Annotated in this window: 9 protein-coding genes; all 9 read right to left on the bottom strand. The window is 62.9% G+C overall.

Features of this window, described 5'->3' with window-relative positions:
* Positions 1-19 precede the first annotated feature (19 nt).
* The gene (gene thrS, locus AOG28_RS04325; protein ID WP_054555467.1) at positions 20-1,918 is read right to left on the bottom strand and encodes a threonine--tRNA ligase; all 1,899 of its coding nucleotides are present in this window, start codon (positions 1,916-1,918) and stop codon (positions 20-22) included.
* A gap of 338 nt (positions 1,919-2,256) precedes the next feature.
* Positions 2,257-3,132: an OmpA family protein gene (locus AOG28_RS04330; protein WP_043335655.1), complete on the bottom strand. Its 876-nt coding sequence runs from the start codon at positions 3,130-3,132 to the stop codon at positions 2,257-2,259.
* A gap of 277 nt (positions 3,133-3,409) precedes the next feature.
* The gene (locus AOG28_RS04335) at positions 3,410-4,564 is read right to left on the bottom strand and encodes an amidohydrolase (protein WP_054555468.1); all 1,155 of its coding nucleotides are present in this window, start codon (positions 4,562-4,564) and stop codon (positions 3,410-3,412) included.
* A 20-nt stretch (positions 4,565-4,584) separates the two neighbouring features.
* Entirely contained in the window at positions 4,585-5,097 is a 513-nt protein-coding gene (locus tag AOG28_RS04340; RefSeq protein ID WP_082388255.1) for a DUF2489 domain-containing protein, read from the bottom strand.
* A 231-nt stretch (positions 5,098-5,328) separates the two neighbouring features.
* Positions 5,329-6,462, bottom strand: coding sequence for a glycosyltransferase family 4 protein (locus tag AOG28_RS04345; protein WP_054555469.1), 1,134 nt, complete (start codon positions 6,460-6,462; stop codon positions 5,329-5,331).
* A complete protein-coding gene (locus tag AOG28_RS04350) occupies positions 6,459-7,811 on the bottom strand; it encodes a UDP-glucose dehydrogenase family protein (RefSeq protein WP_054555470.1) in 1,353 nt (450 codons plus the stop codon). Before AOG28_RS04350 ends, AOG28_RS04345 begins: the two co-directional genes overlap by 4 nt.
* 1 nt (position 7,812) lies before the next feature.
* Complete coding sequence (locus AOG28_RS04355) at positions 7,813-9,663, bottom strand: phosphoethanolamine transferase (protein WP_054555471.1); 1,851 nt, start codon at positions 9,661-9,663, stop codon at positions 7,813-7,815.
* 79 nt (positions 9,664-9,742) lie between these two features.
* Positions 9,743-10,570 carry a 3'(2'),5'-bisphosphate nucleotidase CysQ gene (gene cysQ, locus AOG28_RS04360; RefSeq protein ID WP_054555472.1) on the bottom strand — a complete coding sequence of 276 codons (828 nt, stop codon included), beginning with the start codon at positions 10,568-10,570 and terminating at the stop codon, positions 9,743-9,745.
* A gap of 200 nt (positions 10,571-10,770) precedes the next feature.
* A complete protein-coding gene (gene galE / locus AOG28_RS04365) occupies positions 10,771-11,793 on the bottom strand; it encodes a UDP-glucose 4-epimerase GalE (RefSeq protein ID WP_054555473.1) in 1,023 nt (340 codons plus the stop codon).
* Positions 11,794-12,213: the final 420 nt, after the last annotated feature.

Here is a 12,213-nt window from a genome sequence, read left to right on the forward strand (position 1 = left end):
TGGCTGAAATTCGTTACTGTCAGACCTGTTCTTCCTTCAGGCGTTCCATGAATTCTGAAACTTTCATGGTGCCGAGGTCTTCACCGGAACGGGTTCTGACAGCTACTGCATCAGCTTCCACTTCCTTGTCGCCAACGACGATGAGGTAAGGAACCTTCTGCAGAGTATGCTCACGGATTTTAAAGCCGATCTTCTCGTTCCTCAAGTCTGCTTTGACACGGATGTCATGTTTCTCGAGGCGGGAGACCAGATCCTTGGCATATTCTGCCTGGGAATCCGTGATATTCATTACGACAACCTGCTCCGGGGCGAGCCAGAATGGCATCGCGCCTGCGTGGTGCTCGATCAGGATGCCGAGGAAGCGCTCGAAGGAGCCGAGAATCGCGCGGTGCAACATGACCGGCATGCGACGCTCTCCACTTTCATCGACAAACTGGGCACTGAGACGCTCAGGCAGATTGAAGTCGAGCTGTAGAGTACCACACTGCCAGACACGATTCAGACAATCTCGCAGAGAGAATTCAATCTTTGGTCCATAGAAGGCACCCTCACCCGGCTGCAGCTCCCACGGCAGGCCAGTCGCATCCAGGGCTGCCTGCAGGCCGGCTTCAGCCTTGTCCCACGCTTCCGGCTCACCGATGAAGGACTCCGGACGGGTGGAGAGCTTCAGTTCGACGTCTTCGAAGCCGAACTGACGGTAGACTTCCAGTGTCAGACGGATGAAGTCCTCGGCCTCGGACTCGACCTGATTCTCGGTACAGAAGATGTGGGCGTCATCCTGGGTGAAGCCACGCACACGCATCAGACCATGCAGAGAGCCGGACGGCTCGTTGCGGTGGCAGGAGCCGAACTCGGCCAGACGCAGCGGCAGGTCACGGTAGCTCTTCAGACCCTGATTGAAGACCTGGACGTGACACGGGCAGTTCATCGGCTTGACCGCGTACTCACGCTTCTCGGACTCGGTGGTGAACATCAGCTCGTTGTAATGCCCCCAGTGCCCGGACTTCTTCCACAGCGAAAGATCGACCACCTGCGGCGTCTTGATCTCCTGGTAGCCATTGGCACGCTGGATACGACGCATGTACTGCTCGAGCACCTGATACATGGTCCAGCCATTCGGGTGCCAGAACACCATGCCCGGCGCTTCTTCCTGCATATGGAAGAGGTCCAGCTTCTTGGCCAGCTTGCGGTGATCGCGCTTCTCGGCTTCCTCGAGACGCTTGAGGTAGGCCTTGAGCTGCTTCTTGTCCGGCCAGGCGGTGCCATAGATGCGGGTCAGCATCGGCTTGGTGGAATCACCACGCCAGTAGGCACCGGCCAGCTTGAGCAGCTGGAAGTGCTTGAGGTGACGGGTATTCGGCACGTGCGGGCCGCGGCACATGTCGGTGTATTCTTCGTGGTGGTAAAGGCGGATGGTATCGCCTTCGCCGATGCCCTCGATGATCTCCTGCTTGTACGGCTCATCGCGCTTCTCGAAAGCGGCCATGGCCTGGTCACGCGAGACATACTCACGCACCACATCGTACTCGCTGTCGATCAGCTGCTTCATGCGCTTCTCGATGGTCTCGAGATCTTCCGGGGTGACCGAGCGGCCAAAGTCGATGTCGTAATAGAAGCCGTCATCGATGACCGGGCCGATGGCCATCTTGGCCTCCGGGTAGAGCTGCTTGACGGCATGACCGATCAGGTGTGCGCAGGAGTGACGAATTACGTCCAGGCCTTCCGCATCACGCGCCGTGAGAATGGCGACGTTGGCGTCTTCGGTGATCATGTCAGCGGCATCGACCTCGACGCCATTGATCTTGCCGGCCACACAGGCCTTGGCAAGACCGGGACCGATGGACTCGGCCAGCTGCATCACGGAAATCGGGGCATCGAAGGTACGCTGGCTGCCGTCTGGCAGAGTAACGATAGGCATGAAGAATTCCTTGCGTTCAGTGGTGGCCCTTACCAAGGGTCACGTGAAGCGAATTTGGCCGAACGCGGGGCGTCGGCTCGAAATGGGGGCAATGACGATCACGCCCCTCACGCTACTGACCCCGGCCTACAATGCCTGGGGCGCCGCCCACTGCCCCATGATGATCGAGCGACCAGGCAGGGTGTGGACACATAACGCGGGAACATGAACGAGGCAAGACCTTAGCAGCCCGTTCAAAAGTCGTAAAGATACGCTTGAGCCACTGAAGACCATGCACGACACGAACGCAGACGGGGCGCCCTGAGGCGCCCCGTCTGATTCAGCTTACCGAGTTCGGCTTACTTGACTTCAGCAAGCTCGACACGACGGTTTTCGGCACGGCCTGCAGCAGTATCGTTGCTGGCGACCGGCTGCTCTTCACCGTAACCCACAGTCTGGATACGGTTGGCGCCAACACCTTCGGAAGCCAGGTAGGCCTTCACGGAGTCAGCACGCTTCTGGGACAGCTGCTTGTTGTAGGAGTCAGAACCCACGGAGTCAGTGTGACCTTCGACGCGAACGCGGACGTTCTCGTTGGAGACCAGCTTGGCCGCCACACCGTTCAGCACTTTCTCGGCGTTGGCAGTCAGCTTGGCGGAGTCGAACTCGAAGTTCACGTCACGCAGGACGAGGTCCGCGACACAGCCCAGAGCATTGACCTTGGCGCCGGCCGGGGTGTTCGGGCACTGGTCCTGGTAGTCCGGCACGCCGTCACCGTCGGAATCGAGCGGGCAGCCTTTCGCGTCAACAGTGACGCCGGCCGGAGTACCCGGGCACTGGTCCTTGTAGTCAGCAACGCCGTCACCGTCGGTGTCCAGCGGGCAGCCTTTCGCATCAACAGCGACGCCTGCCGGAGTCCCCGGGCATTCGTCACGGTCGTTCGGCACGCCGTCGCCATCATCGTCCATGGACTTCGGAGCATCGTCAGCACACAGCAGTGCGCCAGCGGTCGCGCCGCCGACAGCACCCAGAGAAGCGCCGGTGTCTTCGTCGCTGTCGCCAGAGACGCCGTAACCAATCCCGCCACCGATCAGGCCACCGGCCAGACCGCAGACGAACGGCTGGCTGTACCAGGGCTTCTCAGCAGATGAAGACTGGGAAGCAGAGCTTGCGCAGCCAGACAGGCCAACAACCAATGCAGAACCCAGAACCAGGCCAGTCGTAGATCTTTTCATGTAAGACTCCTTCTTAACACAGCGCAATATGTAACGAGGGTGTTACGTATCGACTCAGTATAAGAGCCGAACTCGTTACGATGAAAGGAATTTTATTCAAATCTTCCTTTAAGAAGAAAGCACATGCAGGTGCGTCCTTCCAGCTCTGATCGGGTCTGTTTCCCTTGAAAACGGTACCGATCCTCAGGCATACGGTGAAGGAAAACAGTGTTTTTTGCAACGTCGAAAAACTTTGACACTAACTGTATCAGAATGGCGACGCTGTAAAACCCCTGTTTTACTCTCTTCCAAGGTGCTGGCGAACCAGCCCCTCGAAAATCTCGACGCCGGGCGCCAACAGCGTATCAGGAAAATCGTAATCGGGGTGGTGAAGCCCCGACATTTCCTCACCAGCGCCAAATGTGAACATGGCAGCATGGCAATCACGTGCCAGCACGCCAAAGTCCTCGGACCAGCGATGTGCCTGAGGAAGTTCCACGCAATCAAGCCCTTGCTGTCGTGCCACGCGACGAATCATGTCGTTCGCCTCAGGCGAATTCCAGGTCGCATCGAAGGTGTCACACCAGTCCACGTCGATGCCCAGACGGTCTTCTTCCGCCTCGCTGCGCGCCAGTGATACGGCCGCTTCGGCCAGCGCCTTCATCATGTCATCGCTCTCGGTGCGCAGGGTGACCATCACCTCGGCGTCGCCCGGTGAGGTGCCGAACGCGACCTCGCCCAGGCGCGCATGAATCAGGGTCACCATCGCAAGCCCGGTCTCATCGGCAAATTGCAACGGCAGACGCGACAGGCCTTGCATGATGCGACACATGGCCATCGCCGGGCTGCGACCATTTTCCGGGTGGGCCGCATGTGCGCAGAGACCGGAAAGCCGCACGATCATGCCGCGTGAGGCGCAGGTGAAGGCATGGTCGCGCACGCTGACTTCCCCGAGGGGGCGCCCCGGCAAGTTGTGGCACGAATAGAGATAGTCCGGCTTGAGCGCGGCAAAGGCCTTGCTGCGCACGACGGCGCGCGCGCCTTCGCCGGTTTCCTCGGCGGGCTGGAACAGCAACACCACCTCGCCCCTGGCGACCGGAGACGCCGCCAGGCGCTGCGCCACGCCCAGCATCCAGCTCATGTGGCCGTCATGGCCGCACAGGTGCCCGACATGCGGGTGACAGGAGGACCAGTCGCCGCGCGGCGCCTCATCGATGGGCAGCGCATCCAGCTCACAACGCAGCATGACGCGCGGGCCTGGCTCGGCGCCGCGGAAGATGGCGGCCAGACCATGCCCGCCCAGCCCGCTGACCACCTCGGCGCCGGCCTCCTGCATCCAGCCGGCGATGCAGGCCGCCGTGGCGGCTTCCTGTCCGGAGAGTTCCGGTGAGCGGTGCAGGGCGTGACGCAGCTCGGCCAGCGGCGTGCCCAGCAAGGAAAGTGTCGTGTTCATGCCTGCCTCGTGAAGACTCATCAGACGGCCTGCCCCAGATCTGCTGGCGAAGCGGGACGCTTGCGCCCCAGGTAATGCTGATGCCAGAACTCCATGTTGCTCAGCACGCGACTCGCCGCCAGTTGCAGCGGCTCCGCCAGCGCTTCCTCGACGGCGATGCGCTCCTTGTCTTCGGCCAGACGCTCACGCGGCGACAGCTCCTTGCGCGCCGAATGGGTGTGCAGGTGTGAGACCCGCCCATGCAGGACACCGAAGACCGAGAGCACGTCATCTTCGGCCAGACTGGTATCGAGAATCTCGATCAGTACCTTGCAGCGCAGACCGCCTTCCACCATGTCGACCTGCCCGGCCTGCATGGCGCGTGCGATGGCTTCGAGGCTTTCCAGACAGTTGGCGCGCGCCTGGATGAGCTCTTGCTCGCGACGCGCCTCACGCACCTTGACCTCGCGGCGCAGCTTGAGGGCATAGAACGCCAATCCCGCGATGATGATGATCGCGATGACGGCCAGAATGATGCTGATAGTCAGGGACATGCCTTTCTCCTGCGGTAAACAAGCCATGAGTATAGGGACTGCACACGCGACACCCAAGGTGGAGCACTGCGACCGATGACCACGTAGCCCGCCCTCACCCACGCCTTGCGTCAACAAAAGGCCCCGCATCGGGGATACGGGGCCAGTCGTGTCATTCACTCTTGCACGCTTTGCTCTGTCGTACTCATGCTTCGTCCGGCACGCAAGCGGTCAATCTGTCAGCGCGGACCTTCACCGCCCCGCCATCAAGGCCTCGAAGCTGGCCTTGAGCTTGAGATTCTGCGCCTGATGCGAGTAATTGCATGCCAGGCTGGCCAGCGCAGCGCTCAGCGCCTGCGTATCGCTCTCGAGCAGATGGGTGCTGCGCCCGGCCCACTGCTGTGGCGTGGACTCTGCCGCCATGACCAGCTCAGGGTAGTCATCGAGCAACTCAGCCGAGCCGACCCGCGCATTGAGCAGCACCGGCGCACCACAGGCCATCGCCTCCAGCGCGACACGCCCGAACTCCTCGATATGAGCCGGCATCACGAACAGGTCCAGCGCACCGTAGAGCGTCTCGACTTCCGGGATGGTCGAGCGCCAGATCATGCGCTCGGCGATGCCCGCCTCCCTGGCCTGCTGCTGGTAAGGCGCGGCATCATCCTTGCCTACCACCAGGAAGCGATAGCGGCCCGGTGAGGCCTGCTCCATCAGCGCCGCCATCGCCACGAACCCGGCCACGTTGCGCTTGGTGAAGTTGCCGGATGACACCAGACCGACCAGCAGCTCATCCTCGGCCACGCCCAATGCCTCACGCTGGGCGGTGCGCCCTGCGCGCGCACGCTCGACCGTGAATTGCTCCGGATCATAGCCCGGGTAGCTGATCTCGATCCGCTCAGGCGCGATACCGTAGCGCGCCATCAGGTCCTCGCCCATCATGCGCGAATTGACCGCAACCTGACGGAACTTGCCACCCTTGAGCACGTGATCATGAATCGCCGCCACTTCGTGGTCGCGAGGCAGCTCACGGCCATGGATGCACTGCGAGGCAAGGTGCACGCAATTGTGCAGATAGACGGTATCCGGGCTTTCGCAGTCACCATGACTGATCAGCAGGTCGGGCGCATGACGGCTGGCCCAGGCCTGAACACGGCGATTGAACCAGAAACGTCGATACGCCCCCTTGAAGGGCCACCGCCACAGGCGCACCAGCTCCGCGCTGTGGGAGCGAGCCAGTTCAGGCTTGCCGCGCTCGGCGAGAATCACCACGCGATAGCCCAGCGCGCGCAACGCATCCGCCTGCTCGAAGGCATTGCGGCTGGCACCGGTATTCTTCTCGACCTGACGAATGGCGATCGCGGCCAGCTTGCCTGCACCAGTGCTCACGACGCCTCCTGCACACGGCGCATGGAGTCACCGCGGCCGACCGCGTAGTACATCAGGCCAGCGGCCTTCATGGCGGCGGGCTCGAACAGGTTGCGGCCATCGACCACCACCGGGAAGCCGAGCTGCGCCTTGAGCCACTCGCCATCCAGGGTGCGGAATTCCTTCCACTCGGTGCACACCACCAGCGCATCGGCGCTCTTGACCGCCTGCTGACGGTCCGCGACCAGCACCAGGTCGTCGCGCTCGCCGTAGATGCGGCGGCATTCCTTCATCGCTTCCGGGTCATAGGCCTGCACGGTCGCACCAGCGGCCCACAGCGCTTCCATCAGCGTGCGGCTCGGCGCGTCGCGCATGTCATCGGTGTTGGGCTTGAAGGCCAGACCCCAGACGGCGATGGTCTTGCCCTTGAGATCACCATCGAAGGCCCGCGACAGCTTGTCGAACAGCGTGACCTTCTGGCGCTTGTTGACGGACTCGACCGCAGTCAGCAGCTCGGCGTCATAGCCGACCTGACTGGCAGTACGTGCCAGCGCCTGGACGTCCTTCGGGAAGCAGGAGCCACCATAGCCACAGCCCGGATAGATGAAGTGGTAGCCGATACGCGGGTCACTGCCGATGCCACGGCGCACTTCCTCGATGTCCGCACCGAGGCGCTCGGCCAGATTGGAGATCTCGTTCATGAAGCTGATCTTGGTCGCCAGCATGGCGTTGGCGGCGTACTTGGTCAGCTCGGCGGCGCGCACATCCATGAACATCAGCTTTTCATGGTTGCGGTTGTAGGGCGCGTAGCATTCGCGCATGCGCTCACGCACCTTCTCGGAATCGGTGCCGACCACGATGCGCGCGCCACGCGTGAAGTCCTCCAGCGCCGCGCCTTCCTTGAGGAATTCCGGGTTGGAACAGACATCGAAGTCGACACGTTCGCCGCGCTCGGCGAGCACTTCGGCGACTCGCGCCGTGACGCGGTCTGCCGTGCCCACCGGCACGGTGGACTTGTCGATGATGACCTTGTAGTCATTCATGTGCTCGCCGATGGTGCCGGCCACCGCAAGCACGTACTTGAGGTCGGCGCTGCCGTCTTCGTCCGGCGGTGTGCCCACGGCGATGAACTGCAGCACGCCGTGCTCGACGGCCTGACGGGCGTCAGTGGTGAAGTTGAGACGACCGGCCTCGACATTGCGCAGCACCATGCTCTCCAGCCCCGGCTCGAAGATGGGGATCTCGCCTTGCTTGAGGCCATCGATCTTGGCCGCATCAACGTCCATGCAGATCACGTCATGGCCGACATCGGCCAGACAGGTGCCAGTCACCAGGCCTACGTAGCCTGTTCCGAAGACAGTGATTTTCATGTCAGTCCTTGAGGGTTTCTGAAGGTAATGAAGCAGGTGACAAGGTGAACGCCGATGAATCCTCCGACGGCGTCACGCGGGAATCCGGTTGTGGGACTTGCCCGTCGCGTTTCGCGCCCTGCCCGGACATGAACTCCGGGCGCTCCAGCAGCTCGGTGGTCGCCTCGACCGCTTCCTCGAGCTCTTCGGCACCCGGCGCGAGAGGTCGGGAAAGAAAGTCCGACGGCAGGGCTTCATAGAAGTTCAATCGTCCCAGCTGGTCCAGCACCGGATGACGTTCACGTGGCTGATAGCAGACCGCCCAGGGCGACAGGCACGGCTTGTCACCGGAGAAGCGGATGCCCAGCCAGTCGCTGGCCAGATAGGGCAGGTCAAAACTGGCGAAAGGCTCATCGGCGTGCGAGCGCAGGCGCGTCAGCTCCCGCGCGGGATTGGGCGCCTGCCCCGTTTGCCACAGCCACAGCGGAATGCGGTACGGCGCCTGACTGGGGCGATCACCGCCATGCACATAGGCGTCACTGAGCGGGTCATGCTCGAGGCCGTGGTCCGATAGATAGAGCACGCCAGCGGGTCGCCCTTCCAGGCGCTGGAAGACGCCCTCGATCACCTGATCCGTGAAGCGGATGCTGTCATCGTAGGCATCGGTCAGCGGTGAGCGGCTGTCCGGGGTCAGGAAATAGCGCAGTGAATCCGGGTACTGCAGGCTGGCCGGCGGGTGACTGCCGTAGAGATGCAGCACGATCAGCCGCGGCCCCTCGACCTCGCGCGCCAGCGCCTCATCCAGTGCATCCAGCAAGCCATCGTCATAGTCGGTCATGATGGTGCGAGCGACATCGGCACGCTGGGCGATGGCGGTGATCCAGGTGCGCTCGGAAGTGATATCGAGCCCCTGGCGCGACAGCCACTCGGTATGATAGCCGGCCTGATTGGCCAGCGAGATCAGATTGGCGTCCAGGTAGCGCGGCGAGAAGGTCCGCGGGTCGGTCAGGCTGGCCAGCATCGGTACCGCCAGCACGGTCTGCGGCGCCGGCGCGATGGCCTGATCGAAGACCACCAGCTCGTCGCGACGCGCATCGAGATTCGGCGTCGTGGCGCGGGAATAGCCATACAGCGACAGCTGATCGCGGCGCTGGGATTCGCCGATGATCAGGACGAAGACGGCGTCATCCGACACCTCGGGGCTGCGCGAGACGCCACCGAAATCATAGTCGTCCGCCATCAGCGCCTTGTAGCGCTCCTTCTCCCACCAGGCATGCGAGGTGGTGGCCAGGTTCCAGCCCGGCGAGACCGACAGCGTCGTGATGGCCAACGGCACGCTGGCCCGCCCCCACTGCCAGCTGCCGGCCAGCAGCATCAGCATCCAGAGCACGAAGGCGATTCCGCTGCGCCCGCCCAGCCGGGCGCGAGCCAGCCCCGCCCCGAAGCGATTGCCCAGTGACAGCGCCAGCAGGAAGAACCCCAGCGGAACGATCAGGGCCAGCGGAAACTTGAACAGCATCGCCATCGATTCGCTGCGGCTGGTATCCAGCGAGCTGAGCGCGAAGGCCAGCCCATAGCGGGAATCGTAATAGACGGCGCTGACCACGCTTGCGGAGAGATTGACGCCCAGCGCCGCCATCAGCCCCAGCGCCGGCCAACGCCAGCGCGGACGATGCAGCGCCGCCAGCAGACACGGCCACAGCAACAGATTGCCGAGCAGGATCAGGCCGCCCTCGAGCAGGCCGTGATAGATCAACGGCACCAGACTCGCCAGCAGGGCCAGCATGATGGCGGAGATCACCCCGGCCCGCTTGCTCGCCTGATCGCTGCGCGCAAACAGGCGACGGACGAGGCGCTGCAGCAGGCCCTTCATGAACGTCCCCGCAACGGCATGAACGCTTCAGCCCTTACGCGAGCCAGCAGATGCACGAGCCGTCGAGCCCCGGCCACCCTCAGACGTCCAGCGCCTGGCGCCAGCGACCATCCGCTTGGCCACAGGCGATGAAGAAGGGATTCACCAGCGTATCGCGGGCGTTGTAGTCCAGACGACGCGGCTGTGCGGGCAATGACTCGGCATCGAAGACCTGGCCGCCGGCCGCTTCCAGCACGGCCTGGGCCGCCGCGGTGTCCCACTCGCTGGTCGGCGCGTAGCGCGGATAGAGATCCGCATTGCCTTCCGCGATGCGACAGAACTTGAGCGAGCTGCCACAGCTGACGTTCTCCACCGGTGTCAGTCGCTCGATCAGCGCCGCCGTGCGCGCATCGAGATGCGACTTGCTGGCCACGACTCTCAATACCTCAGGCTCCGGGCTGACCGTGATCGCGACACGCCCGGTGGCGTCTTCCCGGAAGGCCCCCACACCGGAGAGCCCGCTCCAGGTCGTCTCCAGCACCGGCGCATCCACCACACCCAGCACGCTGCGCGACCCCTGTATCAGTGCCACGTTGACGGTGTATTCACCGCTGCCGGTGACGAATTCACGCGTGCCATCCAGCGGGTCGACCAGCCAGAAGGTCTGCCAGTCAAGCCGCGCCGCGATATCGGCCTTGTCGCTCTCCTCCGAGAGCACCGGGATCTGCGGCGTGAGGCGGGCCAGCCCCTCGACCAGCACATGATGCGCCGCCATATCCGCCGCCGTGACGGGGCTGTCATCCGCCTTGGCACGCGTGCCGAGCTCTCCCCCACGGGCAACGGCGAGTATCGCCTGCCCCGCTTCACGGCAAAGCTGTTCAATGGCCGTCAGCAGTTCAAGATCGAGGGTGACATCAGACTGGGTCATGGGGGTCTCGCAGAGAATTCGAAGGAGTCGACACGGGCCCTTCGGCCCGCCGTCATCATACGCAAAAGCGGCCGCGGATGCTGCCCGCGACCGCTTCGAGAGGTCTTCACACAAGCGCCGTCAACTCAATCTCGGTCAACTCAAGCTCGGTCAATTCAAGCTCGGTAAACTCAGGCGCACTGACCATGCAGTGTCAGTTTTCAGGCACTGCGATAGCCGTTGGGGTTGCGTGACTGCCAACGCCAGCTGTCGGCCATCATGCGGTCGAGACCCAGCTCGGCCTTCCACTTCAGCTCGTTGAAGGCCTTGTCCGGCTCCGCCCAGCACTCGGCGATATCACCGGCACGACGCGGTGCGATGCGATACGGCACCGGACGACCGCTGGCTTTCTCGAACGCCTTGACCATGTCCAGCACGCTGTAGCCGGTACCGGTGCCCAGGTTGTAGGTGTGAACGCCATCCCGCGCATCACCGGCCAGGTAGTCCAGCGCCTTGAGGTGGCCATCGGCCAGGTCGACGACGTGGATGTAGTCGCGCACCCCGGTGCCATCCGGCGTCGGGTAGTCATCACCGAACACGGCCAGTTCCTCGAGGCGACCCACGGCGACCTGGCTGATATACGGCACCAGGTTGTTGGGAATGCCGTTGGGGTCTTCGCCGATGGTGCCGGACTCATGGGCACCCACCGGATTGAAGTAGCGCAGCAGCGCGATGCGCCAGCTGTCATCCGCGACGGCCAGGTCGCGCAGCACTTCCTCGACCATCAGCTTGGAGCGGCCATAGGGGTTGGTCGCGGAGGTCGGGAAGTCTTCACGGATCGGCGTGGAGGCCGGATCGCCATACACGGTGGCGGAGGAAGAGAACACGATACGCTTGACGCCGGCACGCGCCATGGCGTCACACAACACCAGGGTGCCGTTGACGTTATTGTCGTAGTAGGCCAGCGGCTTGGCGACGCTCTCGCCGACCGCCTTGAGCCCGGCGAAGTGGACCACGGCCTCGATATCGTGACGCTCGAACAGGCTGTCGAGCAGCGCGCCGTTGCGGATATCCCCTTCGACGAACGGCACTTCGCGTCCGGCAAGCGTCGCCACACGCGCAAGAGAGGCTTCGCTGGCATTGGACAGGTTGTCCAGCACCAGCACCTGATGGCCGGCCTCCATGAGCGCCAATACCGTATGAGAGCCGATGTAGCCTGCACCACCCGTGACCAGAATCATCAATCATCTTCCTTGTGAAAGTAACGCGACAGTGGGCCACGCAGTTGTCCTGCGCTGGCCCTGTTCATGGCTGCTAACCCTACCTTCCAGCCCTTGCGCTCACAAGTCCACAGCCAACGACAGCGTCTGTCGCCAGACAGCAACCTGCCCCGTGCAAGATGGCGTCACACAGGGCCTGGCTCGAGGTGTGAACGCCTCGGATCAAGCGTCGCGCTTGTGCGGCGTCAAGGTTTCACTTACCGGAGTTTCAAAACAGGCAATGAAGGCTATTGAGCCGCGCCGCAATGCTGAGACAATGGCCGCGCCTTGCCGCCTGAGCACCCGGCTGATCGACTCGCGAGCGACTTTCTGACAAGGCAGGCAACATGACACGCCGTGCACGTCACCCCGACCGGGGATACATGCGCGACATGTAATGAATAA

Origin of the sequence: Cobetia sp. UCD-24C (genome assembly GCF_001306765.1) — a bacterium.
In the GTDB taxonomy this organism is placed as follows: Bacteria; Pseudomonadota; Gammaproteobacteria; order Pseudomonadales; family Halomonadaceae; genus Cobetia; species Cobetia amphilecti.